Genomic DNA, 16,582 nt, shown 5'->3' with positions numbered 1-16,582 from the left:
GGGAACGTTCGCAGTGACGGAGTGGTTCTATGGGCCGTCCGCTCGCGCCAGTGAGCACCGTCCAGCGTGCGCGTCGGGGAGCGGCGATTCAGTCGGCCGATCCGGACGGTCGAACCGTGGCGAACCGTGCGAGATCGACCTCGGCGGTGTCGGGGAGCTCCTCGGTCGAGGCGTACGGTCGACCGACCACGATGTCTCCCGCGGTCCGCCTGCCGATGCCCGGGATGGCGGTGAGCTCGTCGAGCGACGCCGCGTTCAGGTCGAGCGGGTAGGGAACACCCGTGACGGAGCGGTAGCCGTAGTCGACGACCGCGACGTCCATCGTCTCACCGAGCGGTCGCTCGCCCGGCACCGCCACGAGCAGCGAGTAGGTGCCCAGCTGCCGACCGAACGTCTTCCCGTCCTGGTGGTACTCCGAGTGGACGCCCTCGAGCACCGTTCCCGGTGGCAGGACTCGCCTGAGCATCGGGCGGTCGATCTCCTCGCGGATCTCGCGTTTGTACGGCTTGAACTGCTGTTTGTGCTCCCGTGCGATGTCCGCGCCGGTCTCTGCCATCTCCGTCCCCGCGAACGCCATCACCTGCCGGATGTTGATCCGCCGGAGCATCAGCCCCTCGTCGTACACTCGCTGGAGAAAGCGCTTGTTGTGCTCGTACGTCTCGGGGCGCTCGCCCAGCAGCCCGTGGACGAGGTTGATGCCCGGGAGCAGTTTGGGGAGGCGGTCACCCTCTAACGTCGGGCCCTGCTTCTCCGTGTCGCCGGGTCGCCAGCCCCCCTCCTCGTTGACGACGCGAACCGCCTCGAGACACTCCTCCGCGGAGACCAGGAGGTTGTTCTCCTCCTGCACGACCGGATCGGCGGATTCGAGACCGAACGCCGCCGTGTCGCCGGGCGTGTTGTGCTCGGCGATGATCCGGATCGCCTCTCTCGACCGTTCGGGGTAGTCGACGATCGTCACCGGATTCATGTTGTCGAGGTGGAGCGTGCCGAGGTCGGGCACGACCTCGCGGATCCCCTCGTACAGCGTGCGGAGCGCGTCCGGGTTCGGTGCCTCGCCGTCTCCGCCGAACGCGAGGATGTCGGCCTGACGACCGATGCGGAAGTGCTTGACGCCGGCGTCGGAGAGCCGAGCGACCTCCCGAACGACCGAGTCGGGCGTCCGGAAGTTCGGGTCGCCGTAGAGGGGTTCGGTACAGAACGAACAGCGGTAGGCACAGCCGCGCGAGGTCTCCAGTTCGGCGATGAGGTAGTCCGGGTGGTTCGGGTGCTGTTCGACGACGAACGCTCCTTTCGAAGCCCACCGCTCCACCTCGTCGTAGCCACGCATACGGTCGCCGAACCCCTCCAGCCCCGAGACGACGAGGTCGTACGCCGCGGCCTCGACGTCGCCCTTCGCGACGAAGTCGTAGTCGAGGTCCTTGCGTTCGGTCTCCGACGCCCCCTCGTTCTGCTCGCCGACGCCGAACTTCACGGGCCCACCCATGAGCGTGGTCCCGTCGGCGGCCCACGCCAGTTCGCGCACCTCGTCGGGTTCGGCGGGCGTCCCGCCGACGTACTTGCCGGGGACGGTCATCCCGCCGACGTAGATCATGAGGTCCGCGTCGGCGACATCGCGCCACTTCGAGCGGTCATCCCGCAGCTCGTCGATCGTGTGGTACCGTATCTGTCGAGCCGGGACGCCAGCGTCGACGAGCGCACCCGCCGTGTATCGTGGATACGTCGAGACGTACGGCGGGACGCCGAAGTGGGCCGGTTCGTCGACGTAGCCGTCGACGACGACGACGTCCAGCGACGCCGGGTCGCGGACGTCGCCGGACGGGTTCGGTGCCGGTGCCTCGGTCATAGCGAGAGGTTCGTCCTCACCGTGGGTAAACCGTGCGGTCCGCACGGCTGCCGGGTACTCCGCCGGAGGCCCGGGTACGACGGATGTCCGTCGGGTGATCGACGCCGGCTCACGACCGACGACGGCGTTCAGACGAAGACCTGTCCCTCGACGAGCCGCTGTGAGTCGGAGACGGTCAGCGCCGCCGCCGAACGGCTGTTGCGGTAGACGGCGTACGCGGCCACGACGCTCTCGAGGCACGCCGGGTCGGCCAGGGCGGCCTCCCGGACCTCGTCGGTCACCTCGACCCCGTCGGTCGCCGCGACGAGCCCGTCGACGATCTCCGCACGGAGCGTGCGCCCCTCGTCGTCGATCTCGTAGCCGGCGGCGAACAGGTCGAGGTCGACGAGCGTCCCCGTGGGGTACACCTCGATGACGAGCGGACGATCGGGGTGCGGTGTCGTCATCGGGGGAACCCGGACGACGTCACTCAGGACGAGCGGTCGGAGGACGTCGCGGAGTCCGTAGAACGTCGAGGCGGCGATGGGTTCGTCGAACGGCGACATCGCACTCAGGGGGGTGTCCGTCGCGCGGAGCCGGGTGTCCGCCGACCCGTCCACCAGCCGGAGTCGGCGCTCACACCGCCGGCGCAGGTCCGTCGGGCTGTCACACCACGAGGGAAGCTGCTGGAGGAACGTCACCCATTCGTCCTCCGCGACGACGCCCTCGGGGAGCCCGAACGGGAAGTCGAGACCGGCGGCGGCGGTCGCGGGGAGGTCCGCGAGGAACGTGGTGAGCGTCGGTGTCGCCGCCGGCGTCCCCGACTCCTCGAACCACTCTCCGACCGGCGCACAGCGGTCGATCGACAGCGAACCGTCGGTGACGACCCCGCGTGCCACCCACGTTCGTGCGTTCGCCCCGTCACCACCGTAGACCACGCCGTAGACGACGGACGGTGGTGTGAAATCCCCACACATTAATATCGGTTGATACGTCACAGTGTCTTAACCGTACTGGCTCCGGGAGAGAGCGTGCTAGCACCGGACGACGGAGCGAGCTCGGAGACGAGTACGACGACCGGGCGACGAAGCGAGCACCGGTTCGACGGCCGGGGCCGATCGACGGGAGTCGACGGCTCCGAAAAGCGTATCCGCCTCTCTCCGCAATCGAGGGGTATGCCGAAAACAGAGGAGATCAAGTGTCTCAACCCGGACTGCGAACTCGACATGTTCGAGAACCACTACACGTACGACGTCCCCGACGACCTCTCGATCGACGACCTCCTGTGTCCGTACTGCGGCGAGACCGACTACCTGGAACTCATCGAACTCTGACTGGCCTCGCTCGTCGCCCGTCCATCGAACAACGCTTTTCTCCCGGCGGCCACTACCCTCGCACACGAACGATGACAGGAATTCGTGAGATCGGAGAGTCGGTCGCCAACACGGTGCTCGAACGGGTCGGGCGCGGGATGAGTCGGGTTCAGGAACGAAAGCCGCTCCCGTACGACCTCCTCGAGAGCGACGACGCCTACCTGGTCGTCTTCGACGCGCCGGGCGTCCAGCGCTCGGACGTCCAGGTCCGCTTCCTCGACGGCGAAGTGCAGGTCCGTATCGACCGATTCCGGGACTTCTTCGAGGACTTCGAGATGCGGTTCCCCGGACGTGGCCTCTCGCTGGACGGCCACGTCCGACTCCCCGAGGACGCCGCGGTCAACGCCGGCGGCGCGTCGGCGACGCTCGCAGACAACGGGACGCTCCGTATCGAGATCCCCAAGGACGGTCACGCGACCGACGTCGAGGTCCGCGACGAGGACGACGAGGACGAGCACACGGTCGACGCCTCGTAACCGAGTCGGTCCGCGTATCGAACGGCTTCTCTCGGCGGACGGGTGACGGATCCGCAGGACGTTCTCGCCGGGGCTGCAGGGGAGTGACACGGGAGACGCCGCGGATCACGGACGCCGAGAGCGACGGAAACGCGGCGCTGTCGGCGACCATGTGGACGCGCGAGGACGGCCCAGAGTGCCGGTTCACCCGCAGAACTCGTCGACGCCGCGTGCGGGGTAGCCGACGACCGTGTCGACGCCGGCCTCCTTCAGCTCACGCACCCGCCGGCGTACCGCGTCCGGCCCGCCGACGAGCGCGTAGTCGGAGACGGCGGCCGCGAGCACGTCGCGAGCGCGCCCCGTGGCCGTGGCGTCGGTCGGTGCGTCGTCGGGCAGGGCGCTGGCGACCGGGCGACGGCGGGCGGCGTACGCGCCGACCGCGTCGAGCGCCTCGTCTTCGTCGTCGGTGAGGACCGTCGGCGCGTAGAGGGCGACCTCGCCGTCGAAGCCGGCGGCGCGAAGCGCGCGGACGTCGCGGATCGTCGACCGCGAGAGCAGTTCGTACTGCGTGCCGCCGGCAGCCAGCGCGATGCGTTCGATCCCCTCGGTACCGACCCACGCGTCGGGCACGCGCTGTCGCGCCGTGTGCAGTCGCGGGGCGACCGCCCGCTCCGCCTCCTCGTCGGTGAGGTACGCGCTGTGGCCCGCGACGAGCACCCGGCGGACCGCGGACGGCACCGTAGCCCACAGGGAGTCGTCGCCGAGCGGGTCGAATCCGTCGGCGCGGACCGGCGTGGTGAGACGGACCTCTTTCTCCGTGGCGAGTGCCGCGAGGACGTCGGGGTCGGGCAGGTGTTCGCGACCCTCGTAGTCGATGGCGACGGTCGGGAGCGGGACGTCGAGCGCCCGGCGGACGTCACACTCTTTCGGCTTGAGCGCGACGGCGTCCAGGCCCGACACCGAGACGGCACGCTCATCGGTTAGCACGTCGAGTCACCTCCATCGAGGGAGAAATCACTGTCGTCGCGGAACGCGATCCATCGTCTGTGCGACCATGTGAGGTGTGATATCGTCGTTCGGCACAAAACGCTGTCGTTCTTCGACAGGCGGCGGGTCGGTCGCGACGGCGACCCGTCGTGTACGAGGACGGGTCGAGGGCGGGAGCCGGACGAACGGTACCGTGCTCGCCCCCTCGAGGCGTAGATCTGCGTCGCCCGTTCCCAGCCATGAGTCTGCCACCCGAACTAGTGTGGGTGTCAGCTAATGACGTTTCGGACGCGTTTTCGAACTGGTCGAGCACGAGTGGACGAACACGAAACGGACACGCGACTGTCGGAGAACGATCGGACGTGGCAGACGACCCTGAGACGCGCCCTGCGGACGACGTGGTGGCTCGGACTCGGAGCCGTCGCCGTCGGATACGTGCTGCTCGTGCCCCTCGCCACGATCCTCCTCGGTGTCAGTGTGCTCAGTCGTGCGACGGTGAGCGAGAGCCTCCTCGTCGTCGGTGGTCTCCTCGTCGCCGCGGTCGCCTACTGGAGTCTCGTCTGGTGGGTCGAGGCGAACGGGATCGCCCGCTGGAAGACGGACGACGCGGACGGGGTCGACGTCCGGAGACCATCCGTCGCCGGGTGGGAAGACTGAGGCGGCGGGCCACGAGAGACGCCGGACCGCGTCGGGGAGGGGTCCTCGTCGCGCGACACTCTCGATGAACGTCAGCTCGGGACCGACTCCGCCGTAGTCCCGAACGCCCACCCGCGATCCTCCAGACGACCTTTTCTCAGCCGGTGAGAGCCAGAGTCGGTATATACGCGGCTACCCGGCGAACGAGCAGGTGGAGAACGATCATGACTACTAGCAGAGTCAACTGGTTCGGCAAAACCACCGAGTTCGCGTACGCGGAATCGCTTACCGGATACGTGACGGTCCTGGTGCGGCTCGTCACCGGCTACTGGTTCCTCAACGCCGGGGTGGGCAAGTTCAGCTTCGTCTCGGGTGAGGCGTTCAACGCGGCCGGCTGGCTCGCGAACGGCACGGCCGGGAGCCCCATCCACGGCTTCTTGCTCTTCGCTGCGGAGACCCCGTGGCTGCTCGGCTTCACGAATTTCGCCATCCCCATCGGTCAGACGCTCATCGGCCTCGCGCTCATCCTGGGCGCGTTCACCCGGTTCGCTGCCTTCTGGGGCGCGTTCCTGATGGTGTTCTTCTACCTCGGGAACGCCGACTGGGCGCACGGCTACGTCAACGGGGACCTGTTCGGGTTCCTGATGTTCGTGCTCGTCGGCACGCTCGCCGCGGGCCGCATCATGGGGCTCGACGCGATGATCGAGCGGCTGGCGTTCGTCCGCCAGCACCCCGCGCTGAAGTACCTGCTCGGGTGACGACATCCGGGCAGCCTCGACAGCGCTCGCACCTGTTATCCACGTTACTGCCACCACTGTCCGATGACGTGCTCCGTCTCCGGACGTACCGGCATCGAGACGAGTGCGCCTTCAGGTCACGGTGACGACCGTCTCTTCGTTCTGTGTGATCGTTCGGGCGGCGACGCCGGGTGCCACAGCGACGACAGGAGCCGGGGATCAGACCGGCAGGTCCGCGTCGGGGCCGACCACGCGGTCGACCTCGGGTGGCATGCGCCAGTCGGTCGTGAGTTCCAGCAGCTGGACGAGCATCCGGCCCGTCGCGCCCCAGACGGTGTAGCCGTCGACGTGGAAGAAGTGGATGCGGATCTCGCCGTAGTAGGGGTGGTCGCGCTGTTCGGACTCGTAGTTCGTGCGGTCGGTGAGCGCGTCGACCGAGAGCACGGCGATCTCGGCCACCTCGCGTTCGTCGGGGACGTACTCGCGGTCGGGGATGCGCCCGACGAACGGGCGGACCGAGTAGTCGGTGACGGTCTCGATGTCGTCGAGCCGGCCGAACAGTTCGACCTCGTCGGGGAACAGACCGATCTCCTCGCGTGCCTCGCGGAGCGCCGTCGCCTCGAGCGAGTCGTCGCTCGGCTCGCGACCCCCACCAGGGAAGCTCATCTGGCCGGCGTGTTCGCCGAGGTGGTCCGCCCGTTTCGTGAACAGCAGGTGATCCTCGCCGTCGCGGTCGACGACGGGGGCGACGACCGCCGCCTGCCGCGTCGCTCCCTCGAACGACGACGGCGTGTGGCGACCGATCCCCGAGAGGTCCATACGAACTACAACGGGTCGAAGGTCTTAATCCTGTATGGACGGGGCAACGGCACACGACGGTTCGTGTCGAGCGTGGCCGGGCGCGTCCGGACCGGCGTCTCACTCCGAGCCGGCGTCCGCGTCCCCGTCGGCTCCCGACTCCGAATCCGCCCCCGACTCCGAATCCGCCCCCGACTCCGAATCCGCCCCCGACTCCGAATCCGCCCCCGACTCCGAATCCAGCGCCGCGAGGACGTCGTCGAGCCGCTCGCGGACGTCAGCCACGTCGACCGGTGCCCACGCCTCGAGGTCGTACGTCACGTCGAACAGGTGGCGGACCCGGTCGTCGTCCGCGGCGGCGACCGCCCGGGCGGTGTCGCCACGGAGTCGCGTCTCGACCGACCGCGCGAGCGACGCCCGGGAGACCGAGCGCGTCGGGTAGTCGAGGATGTGTGGCAGGTCCTCTGCCTCCGCCGGCAACGCCGGGAACGCGACGGGGCCGACGGTCAACAGCGGCTCTCCGTCCGTGGCGTCGTCGCCGTCGGTCGCCTCGTCGGGAGCGTACTCGACCAGATAGTAGCGTTCGACGGCCCACGCGACGGCCGGTTCGGCGGCGGTCGCCACCGCCGACTCGTCGACATCGCCGCGCTGCCGGTAGGCGAGTTCGACGAGTGCCCGGAGCAGTTCCTCGCGGCCGAGCGCGCCGAACAGGTCGACGACGCCCGCGAGTTCGTCGGGGTCGTCGACCGGGAGCGGGGCCGCTTCGAACGGGTCCGGCGACGGCTCCGGTGCCGTCGGGTCCGTCACTCGCGGACCTCCCGGAGGTCGGCGACTGCCCGGTCCCGGACGCCCGCGGGCTCGATCGGCGCGTCGGCCCACGCCGGGAGGCGGGCGTCTCCGACGGGCCGGACGATCGCCTCGGCGTACTGGTCGACCTGCGAGCGTTCCTCGTCGACCGGGTAGTCGAGTCCGTTGAACGCCGCGTCCGTCCCGTAGGCACGGACGTACTGTCGCGCCGTCTCGCGATACCGTTCGGGGAGCGTCTCGTAGTCGGGGGCGACACCGTGTTCTTCGATCACGGTGAAGAGCGCCGCACCGACCTGTCGGGACATGTCCGACAGGCCCGTCGGGCCCGAGACGGCCCGGTGGTCGTGTTCGTACGCGCCGAGGTCGACCTGCGCGCTCCCCTCGAAACCGGCGTTCGCGAACGCGTCGCCGAGCGTGCCGACCTCGAGCCCCCACGACCGCTGCATCCTGAGGTGAAGAGCGAGGTCGCGCGTGACGGCGAACTCGCCGGCGAGGGCGTAGCGGAACGCGGCGAGGTAGTCGAGGACGCGCTCGTCGTGGTCGTCGGCGAGCGCCCGGACGAGCGGGGCGAAGAAGAGGCGGAACAGCCGCCCGTACAGCCGGCGGTTCTCCACGCGTGCGTAGTAGCCCTTCGAGAACGCGTGTCCACGGGCGAGCGGGAACAGCAGCCTGGGGACGTAGCTCCGATCGTACGTCTTCGTGTCGGCGTCGTGGAAGACGACGTACTCCTCGTCGCCGGCGAGCGCGACACCGAGTGCGAGCCACACGTCGCGGCCCTTCCCACGTCCGCCGTCGAGTCCCGCGTCGGAGAGGAGTCGCTCGACCCGCGGCCCGTCACACCAGACGACCGTGAGTGGGAGGTCGTACCCGTCGAGCCAGTCGGCGAACGTCGCGACCCGCTCGTCCGACGCGCGGAGCGGGACGACGACGTGGGCCGGATCGACCCGCTCGAGCGACGAGAGGACGCGTTCGGCAGCGAGACTACCGTACTCGCGTTCGGTCATCGGCACGACCACCGCGGCGCGGTCGACCGGGGCCGCCGGCTGTGGGCCGCCGAGGTCGTGGAGCGTCGTGACACGCTCTTGGACGTACTCCATCGTCCGTGTCAGGGGATCGAACGGCAAAAGTCCCGCGAACGACGGCGAGCGGTGGTTGTCGACGTCGGCACGGACGGCGGCACCGGTCGGCACGGTCGAACGGGCAGCAGCCGACGTTCCGATCTCGACTCCGATCGGGTCGGGTTACGGTCGGTTCCGGTCTCCAGGGGTGCCGCCAGTCTCGAGGTGCGCGTCGTCGTCCGCAGGCCCCGGAACCTGTGGCGCGGACGCGCCGCGGGCAGTCCCGGGGAGTCGACCGGCGAGCCGGAGCCCACCGAGGACGACGACGAGCACGCAGAGCCCGACGGCGAACGCCGCGAACACGTCGCCGTACGCGACGCCGCGCTCGACGAGCACCCCGACGGCGGTGGAGCCGCCGGCCTGCACGAGCATCATCACCCCGGAGTAGGCAGCGTAGGCGCTCCCGCGCGTCTCGTCGGGGAGCGTGTCGAGCAGGAACGTGTCCATGGCGGGGAAGAGGCTGTGGATCACGTAGCCGACGAGGGCTGTGACGGCGAGCACCGGTACGAGGCCAGTAGTAGTCGTGAGGAGCAGGACGCTCGCGGCGAAGGCGGCGACGATGCCGAGGACGTACGGCACGTGGGGGAGCCGGTGGGCGAGCCAGCCCGAGAACAGGAAGGCGGGGACGCCGGCGAGGAAGACGACGGTGAGGCTGTTCTTCGCCATCGACGGCGACAGCCCCTTCGTCCGCATGTACAGTTCGTAGAAGTTGAACAGCCCCTGCCAGACGAACCCGGTGAGTCCGAGGATCACGACGCCCACGGCGATGAGCCGCCACTCGCGCCGGATGCCGTCGCGGAGGTTCCGCTCGCCGACGCCGACCGTCGGGACATCGGCGTGACGGGTCGTCGCGACGAGCGCGAGCGTGACGAGGAACGCGGCGACGCCGATCCCGACGAAGGCGACGCGCCACGAGACGAAGAGCGCGAGCGTCACGACCGGCGCGGCGACGACGGCGGCGACCTGTGAGGCCGTCCCGTGGATACCCACCGCGCGCCCGACCCGGCCGGGGTACAGTTCGCTCACGAGCGGGCTGGCGGCGACGAAGTACACCCCCGACGACAGCCCCATCAGCAGAGCACCCGCGGCGACGGTGACGACCGAGTCGGCCGCGGCCGTGAACGCCGAGGCGACGGTGAGGGCGACCCCCGTCCCGAGGACGACCCGGTGGCGGGGGACGCGGGTGAGGAGCCACCCGGCCGGCAGGCGTGGGAGCGCGCTGCCGAGCCACACGAGCGTCGCGATGCTCCCGGCCGTGGCCTCGCCGACGTCGAAGACGACGACGAACTGGCCGACGAGCGGCGCGAAGACGACGCGTGCGAGGTTCACGACGAACACCATCGCACAGAGGGAGCCGAAGAGGTGGCGGCGGGACACGGTGGGAGTTCCGGACGTCGGCGCACAAACGTTCCGACTCCCACGTCCCGGTGTCCCGTGGTGGCAGTCGACAGCCCGCGTCCCGACACCGAAGACCGCAGGGAGCGTGGGGAGCGGACGTCGCGGACGCCCGCCATCCCCGCCCACCCGATCGTCACGATCGACGGACGGTCAGGAAAGACCGGAGAGGGACAGCGTGTCGGCTCCGTGTCAGACGCCGTGTGGGGTCTTTTTGCCCGGGCGTCTCCAACGGCCGCACATGAAATCGACGCGGAAAGGGCTTCGTGACGGTGAGTTGTACAAGGACAACTACGAGCGACTCAACTGCACCGACTGTGAGATGACGCTGAAGAAGGTGAACGACCCGGACGAGGTGTTCTCCGTCCGGACCTGTCCCGAGTGCGGTCGGCAGTGGAAGGAGCTGCGGTAGTCGGCGACGTTCACTCGAACACGGCGTCGAACGCCCGCGCCCCGAGCGGATCGAACGTGCCCGCGGCGACGTTCTCGGCGACGTGCGACGCACGCGACGCACCGACGAGTGCAGCCGTCACCCCGGGAGCCGACCGCGCGAAGTTGAGCGCGCGCTGGGCCGGCGTGTCCCCCGCGAGTTCGGCGTCGACCGCCGCCGGAACCGCGCGGGCGAGGTCGCCCTGGGCGATGCTGGCCGAGGTGAACACGTGGAGTCCACGTTCGTGGGCGTACCGGAGCGCGCTCAGTCGCCCGCGGCCGTCGTCGTCACCCGCGCGACCGTCGCCGTCACCCCCGCGGCCATCGGCGTCATCGTCGTCGCCGTGTGCCGCGACGGTGAACGCGTCGGCCATCGTCACGTTGAACGGGAGCTGGATCGCGGCCAGTCCCGGCTCGGCGGCACCGACGGCGTCGGCCGCCGCCTCGGCGCGGGCGACGACCTCCGCGAGCGAGAGGTACTGGTCGTGCTCCGGCAGGACCCGGAAGGCGCTCCACGTCGCGACGCCGTACGTGCCGACGTCGCCGGCCGCTCGCCGTTCCTCCAGCCGCGTGAACGCGCGTTCGAGGCGATCGTACACCGCCTCGCGCGAGCGGGCCGACAGCTGCGTCTCGGGGTTGTGGACGTAGTAGAGGTCGATCCGGTCGACCGCGAGGTTCGACAGCGAACGGTCGAGCATGGCGTCGAGGAAGTCGGGAGCGAGACAGTGGCTCCCGCGGGCGAGGTCGTCGGGCGAGACGAGGCCGGTGTCGAGGAACTCCCGGCGGACGTACGCCGACGGGTCCGCGGGGCGGGAGCCGTCGAAGGGGACGAACCCACCCTTGGTGGCGACGACCACCTCGTCGCGGTCGACGTCGGCGTCGGCCAGTGCCCGTCCGACGACCCGCTCGGAGCGCTGACAGCGGTAGTTGACCGCCGTGTCGACGAGGTTGATCCCGTGCTCGAACGCCGTGACGAGCGCCTCGCGGTATCGATCGTCGACGGCGTCCGTCGGCTCGCCGAGGTACGTGCCGACGCCCAGCGAGGAGACGACACCGGGACCGAACCGACGGAAGTAGGTGCGACCGAAGCTGTCGCCGAAGCGGTTGCGGTAGCGCCAGGTTCCCTCACGGGTGGCCATGTCGGAGGGGAGGTGGCGAGTAGGGTTAGGCGTTGGCGTCTCGCAGTCGGTCGAAACGGTCGAGCGAGAGGGATCGACGCGAGTGCTCGCCCGGGTCACCGTGACAGCTCACACGTGCGTCGAGATCAGCGTGTGAGAGGGAGCGGACGTGGTCGGCAAGAGGGTGTGACCGGCACGCGTGTTACACTTCGTTCTCTCGTTCAACCGGGGGCCGACGGCGAGCGGGCCGGAACGGACGGGGTCACGCAGCGGGGTCGCCGTGTGACTCCCGGAGTTCGAACTTGCGGATCTTCCCCGTGGACGTCTCGGGGAGGCCGTCGACGAACTCGACGACGGTCGGGCACTTGAAGTGCGCGAGGTTGTCGCGGGCGAACGCGATGACTCCCTCCTCGGTGAGGTCGGCACCGTCGACGGGCACGACGATCGCTTTTGGCGTCTCGCCCCACTTCTCGTGGGGGACGCCGATCACGGCGACGCGCTCGATGTCGGGGTGTTCGTAGAGCGCGTCCTCGACCTCGACGCTGGAGATGTTCTCGCCGCCGCTGATGATGACGTCCTTCTTGCGGCCCTTGATCGAGATCATCTCGCGTTCGTCGACAGTGGCGATGTCGCCGGTGTGGAACCACCCGTCGACCCGGTCGCTGAAGGCCTCGCGGGTCCGCTCGGGTTTGTTCCAGTAGCGATCCATGACCTGATTGCCGCGGACGACGATCTCGCCCATCGTCTCGTCGTCGCGAGGGACGTCCTCGCCGTCCTCGTCGACGACGCGCACTTCGGTCCCGAGCATGGCGTGGCCCTGGCGGGTCTTGACCGTGAGGCGACCCTCGCTCTCGATCCGGCGCGGCGAGTTGCTCGTTGTGATCAGCGGCCCGGTCTCGGTCAGTCCGTAGACGTGCAGGATGTTCCAGCCGAGTTCGTCCTCGACGGTCCGGATGGTCGACTTGGGCGGCGGGCTGGCCGCCGTGGCGATCCTGACCGGCTTGTCGCCGGTCGCCGCGATGTCGTGGTTCTCGTAGTGGTCGATCAGCGATTCGAGGACCGTGGGTGCGCCACAGAGGTAGGTCACGTCGTGGGCGTGGATTCGCTCGAAGGCGTCCTCGGCGTCGAAGTGGCGCTGGCAGACGTGCGTCCCGCCGACGCCGGTGATCATGTAGGGATAGCCCCACCCGTTGACGTGGAACATCGGGAGCGTCCAGAGGTAGGCGTCGTCGTCCGTGATCTCGGTGTGGTGGGTAGCGACCAGCGCGTGCCAGTGTTCGGTGCGGTGGGTTCTGACGACACCCTTCGGGTCGCCGGTCGTCCCGCTCGTGTAGTTGATCGTCGCGGGGTCGTCCTCGGAGATGTCGGGCCGCTCGACGTCGTCGGGGTCTGCCTCTTCCAGGAGAGTCTCGTAATCGCGCCAGTCGCCGTCGACGCGGTCGGCCGGGTTGGCGACGAAGGTCGTGGCGGGGACCTGGTCGCGGATCGCTTCGATCTTGTCGGCGAAAGCGTGGTCGGCGACGACCACCCGGGCCCCACAGTCGTCGAGGATGTACTCGTAGTCCCCGGCGATGAGCCGGTAGTTGAGCGGGACCGAGATGGCACCGAGGACGTTGGTCGCGAACAGCGTCTCCAGAAACCAGTGTGTGTTCGGCGAGAGCAGCGCCACGCGGTCGCCTTCCTCGATGCCGAGACCCGAGAGCACCGCCGCGGCGCGGTCGACCCGCTCGCCGAACTCGGTGTAGGTGTACTCGGTACCGTCGTCGGCGATCACACCGACGGCGTCGCCATAGACGTCGACCCCTCTGTCGAGGAAATCGAGCGTCGTCATCGGTCGGTTCATGCTATGTCAAGACGTAACGGTGAGACGTAAAGTTCTTTCTCGATGGTGGATTCGACCACGAGGAAACCGAGGGAGACACCGTGAGGCAGTACGTGACGACGTGGAGACCCCACGAGTGATCGCTCCGCGGTATCGACCCGACGGTACGGAAGCCTCCGTCGCGAGACTGGCACCGCTCCTGGGGCGCGTGAGTGTGGAACTGTCGACCGACCCCGAAGAGGAGGTTCCGGGGAGACACTCCCGACCGGGACCCGCGCTCTATTCGGCGCGACAACTGAAACCGACTCGAACACGATCAGAAGCCGGGTGCCGAGTGGAGAGGGTGGAGACAGCAGACCGGCGCTATCGGACGTAGTGGACGGGAGAGTCACGACCGGTCGAGAGGACCTGGTTCGTCTCCCGGGGGACGGCCTGTTCACCCTTTTGTTTCCAGAGGTCCTACACGATTGCTAGTGATACATAATGGCGGCGAAGCATACCTACCGGTTTACCGTCGGGACGTTCGACTGCTCCATCGTGCGAGACGGGACGTTCGCGTACCCCCACCCCGCACAGATGTTCTTCGCCAATGCGCCCGAGTCAGACCGGGCACAGGCGCTACGCGATCACGACATCGATCCGGATCACTGGGAAGAGTACGTCAGTCCCTACCCGGGCCTATTGATCGAGACGGGTGACCACACTGTGTTGGTTGACACCGGTGCCGGCGACCTGGCGCCAACGACTGGGAACTTACGTGCGAACCTCTCCGAGGGGGGTGTCGAGCCCGAGGATATCGATACGGTGCTGCTCACCCACGGTCATCCGGACCACGTTGGAGGCTGCGTGGACGACGAGGGGGAACCAGCGTTCCGGGACGCGCGATATATCATGCCGGACACGGAGTGGGAGTTCTGGACCTCGGAGCCCGATCTGTCCGGTCTTGCCGTGGGCGACGACATCAGATCCGTACTCCGTGACGTGCCCCGGAAGGTACTCCCACCAATCAGGGAGCAACTCGAACTCGTCGACAGCGACACCGAAACGGAGGTCGTTCCGGGCGTTCGTGTTCTTCCGGCACCAGGACACACTCCCGGCCACGTGGCCGTTTCGGTCGCTTCCGAGGACGACCACCTGTTGCATCTCGTCGACACGGTGCTTCACCCGATCCATCTCGCACACCCGACGTGGTATGGCGTCACCGATCACGATCCAGATCAGGTTGTCACAACCAGAGAACGGCTTTTGGAGGACGCTGCAGCCGAACACGTGTCAGTGCTCGCCTATCACTTCCCCGAACCGGGGTTGGGACAGATCACGCAGGCGGGCGAGGCATGGGAATGGCGGCCGATCGAGGGCTAACGCGACCATCCTCGTCGACCGGAATACTCCTTGCGAGACGTGAGAGACGTTGGCGGCAGATCGGGACGTGTCGTTTGCTCCCTCGACCGGATCGACGGGACAGAGACCGCACGGGCACCAGAGAAGCGAGACCGCAGACCACCTCGTCCGACTCCTTCGCTCCCTCCGTCGGGTCACCCGCTCGGTCGTCCCTCGGGTGAGTGAGGTGCGGTCTCCGTGGCTGCGCCGGCACGCGCCACCGCAGCGCACTGCGGCACTCGCGGCTGGCGCGCGGCGGCGAACGGACCGGAGCGACTCGCGCGAGAGGCGAGCGAGTGACGCGAGTGACACGAACGAGTCGAGAGGGGAGGCCACACCGACCGGGCGACTGCACGGTCACGGGTGTACGTGTGCGCTCCATGTCGTCGACGTCGGAGCGCCTCACTCCAGTCGGTTCGGACTACCGCTTCGGGATCGTCGAACCGAACACCTGTCCGGCCCGTTCGTCACGCCCGGATTCACGGCTACGTCTCGCCGGACATCGAGTCGAACAGCCGTTCGACGAGCGCCTCGCGTTCGACGCGCAGGCCGCCGTCGGTGTCGACGACACCGTCGTTTCCCATGATCTGCGCGCCACCCATCCGGGCGTGGCCGCCGGCGGAGGAGCCGGGGATGTCGGTCAGTGCCGCCTCCAGGGTACGGCCCATGTGGACGCGATCGTCGCGCGACCGGCCTGAGAGGTAGATGTTCCCGCTCTTCTCGCCGACGACGACGGTCGCCGTCACGCCCTCCATCTTGATGAGTTCGTCCGCGGCCTGCGGGATCGCGTCCAGGTTCGAGAGCGCGCCGATGTCGCTGACGAGGAACGGGCCGCGCACCTGCTTGCCGGCGATCGCGCGCGCCTTCGCCTCCAGCACCTCCTTCGACACCTCCGGATTGGCGATCCGGTTGAGGAGGTCCTCGTCGATCCCCGGATAGAGGTAGCCCGCCGCGGAGAAGTCCGGGGCCGAACAGCCGGCGATGAGCCGGTCCGTGTCGGTGAGGATGCCGTAGAGGAGGCCCGTCGAGATCGTCGACGGGAGCGTGTACTCGGCGGGGATCTCCGAGGCGTGCATGTCCGGGGGGACCGGCGTCGCACCCACGTCGCGGAAGTATTCGGCCACGATGCTCGAACAGGCGCCGTAGTCGGTCCGGACGTCGGTGAACGCCTCACCGGTTCCGTCGCCGGGGTGGTGATCGACGACCGCGAAGGGGAGGACGCCCTCGGCACCCGCGAACCCCCGCGGTTCGTTGTGGTCGACGAGGACGACGGCTTCGGCGGCGAGTTCGGAGACGTGCTCGATGGGGGTCATGTCGAGGTTGAGGACGGTCCGGAACGCGCGGTTCTCCTGGTGACGGATCTCACCCGTGTACTGGAGGGTCGCCTCCGTGTCGACCTGACGCGCGAGACAGGCGACACCAATGGCTGCGGCCATCGCGTCGGGATCGGGGTTCGGATGCATCAGCACCGCGACCTCGTCGCGACTCGCCAGCGCCTCGAGGAACCGCGTCCCCGTCGGTCGCTTGAACCGCAGGATGGCGTACGCACCGCCGACGAGCGTGACCGCCGCGAGGAAGACCGCGACGACGAGTTCGGGGTACGCGCGCACGAGCGACCCGACCGCGTCGATGACCGACCCGCCGTCGGGGACGACGGCGGCCGCGTCCGTTCGTGGCGGCATACCCGCCCTGTCTATGTCGAAGT

General features: G+C 68.7%; 16 protein-coding genes. 6 read left to right on the top strand and 10 right to left on the bottom strand.

Translation table 11 applies throughout. The features are described from left to right. Positions 1 to 88 precede the first annotated feature (88 nt). Both FZP69_RS06980 and FZP69_RS06975 read right to left on the bottom strand, forming a co-directional pair. Positions 89 to 1,843, bottom strand: a complete 1,755-nt coding sequence (locus FZP69_RS06980) for a radical SAM protein (RefSeq protein WP_152040611.1) — start codon at positions 1,841 to 1,843, stop codon at positions 89 to 91. Between the two features lie 128 nt (positions 1,844 to 1,971). Then, positions 1,972 to 2,799 (bottom strand): DUF429 domain-containing protein, encoded by an 828-nt coding sequence (locus FZP69_RS06975; protein WP_152040610.1) that lies wholly within the window; start codon positions 2,797 to 2,799, stop codon positions 1,972 to 1,974. 198 nt (positions 2,800 to 2,997) lie between these two features. Between FZP69_RS06975 and FZP69_RS22435 the strand changes: the two genes are divergently transcribed. Both FZP69_RS22435 and FZP69_RS06970 read left to right on the top strand, forming a co-directional pair. Continuing rightward, on the top strand, positions 2,998 to 3,156 hold the full coding sequence (locus FZP69_RS22435; protein WP_192918493.1) for a DUF7559 family protein: 159 nt from the start codon (positions 2,998 to 3,000) through the stop codon (positions 3,154 to 3,156). Positions 3,157 to 3,227: 71 nt separating this feature from the next. Next, positions 3,228 to 3,671 carry an Hsp20/alpha crystallin family protein gene (locus FZP69_RS06970; protein ID WP_152040609.1) on the top strand — a complete coding sequence of 148 codons (444 nt, stop codon included), beginning with the start codon at positions 3,228 to 3,230 and terminating at the stop codon, positions 3,669 to 3,671. Positions 3,672 to 3,854: 183 nt separating this feature from the next. On the opposite strand, the gene FZP69_RS06965 is transcribed toward FZP69_RS06970, so the two are convergent. Beyond that, positions 3,855 to 4,637 carry a DUF7388 family protein gene (locus tag FZP69_RS06965; RefSeq protein ID WP_152040608.1) on the bottom strand — a complete coding sequence of 261 codons (783 nt, stop codon included), beginning with the start codon at positions 4,635 to 4,637 and terminating at the stop codon, positions 3,855 to 3,857. A gap of 315 nt (positions 4,638 to 4,952) precedes the next feature. Between FZP69_RS06965 and FZP69_RS06960 the strand changes: the two genes are divergently transcribed. Next, positions 4,953 to 5,294, top strand: coding sequence for a hypothetical protein (locus FZP69_RS06960; protein ID WP_152040607.1), 342 nt, complete (start codon positions 4,953 to 4,955; stop codon positions 5,292 to 5,294). 203 nt (positions 5,295 to 5,497) lie between these two features. After that, positions 5,498 to 6,031, top strand: coding sequence for a DoxX family membrane protein (locus tag FZP69_RS06955; protein WP_152040606.1), 534 nt, complete (start codon positions 5,498 to 5,500; stop codon positions 6,029 to 6,031). A 198-nt stretch (positions 6,032 to 6,229) separates the two neighbouring features. On the opposite strand, the gene FZP69_RS06950 is transcribed toward FZP69_RS06955, so the two are convergent. From FZP69_RS06950 to FZP69_RS06935, 4 genes are all read right to left on the bottom strand, one after another. Then, the gene (locus tag FZP69_RS06950; protein ID WP_152040605.1) at positions 6,230 to 6,829 is read right to left on the bottom strand and encodes an NUDIX hydrolase; all 600 of its coding nucleotides are present in this window, start codon (positions 6,827 to 6,829) and stop codon (positions 6,230 to 6,232) included. 99 nt (positions 6,830 to 6,928) lie between these two features. After that, positions 6,929 to 7,615, bottom strand: coding sequence for a DUF7109 family protein (locus FZP69_RS06945; protein ID WP_449329020.1), 687 nt, complete (start codon positions 7,613 to 7,615; stop codon positions 6,929 to 6,931). Continuing rightward, on the bottom strand, positions 7,612 to 8,712 hold the full coding sequence (locus tag FZP69_RS06940; RefSeq protein WP_152040604.1) for a glycosyl transferase family 2: 1,101 nt from the start codon (positions 8,710 to 8,712) through the stop codon (positions 7,612 to 7,614). The genes FZP69_RS06945 and FZP69_RS06940 overlap by 4 nt, the downstream gene beginning before the upstream one ends. A gap of 144 nt (positions 8,713 to 8,856) precedes the next feature. Next, on the bottom strand, positions 8,857 to 10,074 hold the full coding sequence (locus FZP69_RS06935) for an MFS transporter (protein ID WP_152041542.1): 1,218 nt from the start codon (positions 10,072 to 10,074) through the stop codon (positions 8,857 to 8,859). Between the two features lie 295 nt (positions 10,075 to 10,369). Between FZP69_RS06935 and FZP69_RS22430 the strand changes: the two genes are divergently transcribed. Then, positions 10,370 to 10,540, top strand: coding sequence for an HVO_0758 family zinc finger protein (locus FZP69_RS22430; protein WP_192918492.1), 171 nt, complete (start codon positions 10,370 to 10,372; stop codon positions 10,538 to 10,540). 10 nt (positions 10,541 to 10,550) lie between these two features. On the opposite strand, the gene FZP69_RS06930 is transcribed toward FZP69_RS22430, so the two are convergent. Together FZP69_RS06930 and FZP69_RS06925 are read right to left on the bottom strand one after the other, a co-directional pair. After that, positions 10,551 to 11,696, bottom strand: coding sequence for an aldo/keto reductase (locus tag FZP69_RS06930; protein ID WP_152040603.1), 1,146 nt, complete (start codon positions 11,694 to 11,696; stop codon positions 10,551 to 10,553). A gap of 241 nt (positions 11,697 to 11,937) precedes the next feature. Then, positions 11,938 to 13,518: a long-chain-fatty-acid--CoA ligase gene (locus FZP69_RS06925; RefSeq protein WP_152040602.1), complete on the bottom strand. Its 1,581-nt coding sequence runs from the start codon at positions 13,516 to 13,518 to the stop codon at positions 11,938 to 11,940. Positions 13,519 to 13,980: 462 nt separating this feature from the next. Here FZP69_RS06925 and FZP69_RS06920 point away from each other — a divergent pair, with 462 nt between their 5' ends. Further along, positions 13,981 to 14,859 carry an MBL fold metallo-hydrolase gene (locus FZP69_RS06920; protein WP_152040601.1) on the top strand — a complete coding sequence of 293 codons (879 nt, stop codon included), beginning with the start codon at positions 13,981 to 13,983 and terminating at the stop codon, positions 14,857 to 14,859. Between the two features lie 503 nt (positions 14,860 to 15,362). On the opposite strand, the gene FZP69_RS06915 is transcribed toward FZP69_RS06920, so the two are convergent. Continuing rightward, positions 15,363 to 16,559, bottom strand: coding sequence for a DHH family phosphoesterase (locus tag FZP69_RS06915; protein WP_152040600.1), 1,197 nt, complete (start codon positions 16,557 to 16,559; stop codon positions 15,363 to 15,365). Positions 16,560 to 16,582 lie beyond the last annotated feature (23 nt).

Origin of the sequence: Salinigranum salinum (assembly GCF_009176545.1) — an archaeon.
In the GTDB taxonomy this organism is placed as follows: domain Archaea; phylum Halobacteriota; class Halobacteria; order Halobacteriales; family Haloferacaceae; genus Salinigranum; species Salinigranum salinum.
This window is presented reverse-complemented; position numbering and strand designations above follow the sequence as displayed.

Bases quoted from the DNA above. Each gene is read 5' to 3' on its own strand.
- FZP69_RS06980 (WP_152040611.1), bottom strand. From the start codon at position 1,843: ATGACCGAGGCACCGGCACCGAACCCGTCCGGCGACGTCCGCGACCCG.
- FZP69_RS06975 (WP_152040610.1), bottom strand. From the start codon at position 2,799: ATGTGTGGGGATTTCACACCACCGTCCGTCGTCTACGGCGTGGTCTAC.
- FZP69_RS22435 (WP_192918493.1), top strand. From the start codon at position 2,998: ATGCCGAAAACAGAGGAGATCAAGTGTCTCAACCCGGACTGCGAACTC.
- FZP69_RS06970 (WP_152040609.1), top strand. From the start codon at position 3,228: ATGACAGGAATTCGTGAGATCGGAGAGTCGGTCGCCAACACGGTGCTC.
- FZP69_RS06955 (WP_152040606.1), top strand. From the start codon at position 5,498: ATGACTACTAGCAGAGTCAACTGGTTCGGCAAAACCACCGAGTTCGCG.
- FZP69_RS06950 (WP_152040605.1), bottom strand. From the start codon at position 6,829: ATGGACCTCTCGGGGATCGGTCGCCACACGCCGTCGTCGTTCGAGGGA.
- FZP69_RS06940 (WP_152040604.1), bottom strand. From the start codon at position 8,712: ATGGAGTACGTCCAAGAGCGTGTCACGACGCTCCACGACCTCGGCGGC.
- FZP69_RS06935 (WP_152041542.1), bottom strand. From the start codon at position 10,074: ATGGTGTTCGTCGTGAACCTCGCACGCGTCGTCTTCGCGCCGCTCGTC.
- FZP69_RS22430 (WP_192918492.1), top strand. From the start codon at position 10,370: ATGAAATCGACGCGGAAAGGGCTTCGTGACGGTGAGTTGTACAAGGAC.
- FZP69_RS06930 (WP_152040603.1), bottom strand. From the start codon at position 11,696: ATGGCCACCCGTGAGGGAACCTGGCGCTACCGCAACCGCTTCGGCGAC.
- FZP69_RS06925 (WP_152040602.1), bottom strand. From the start codon at position 13,518: ATGAACCGACCGATGACGACGCTCGATTTCCTCGACAGAGGGGTCGAC.
- FZP69_RS06920 (WP_152040601.1), top strand. From the start codon at position 13,981: ATGGCGGCGAAGCATACCTACCGGTTTACCGTCGGGACGTTCGACTGC.
- FZP69_RS06915 (WP_152040600.1), bottom strand. From the start codon at position 16,559: ATGCCGCCACGAACGGACGCGGCCGCCGTCGTCCCCGACGGCGGGTCG.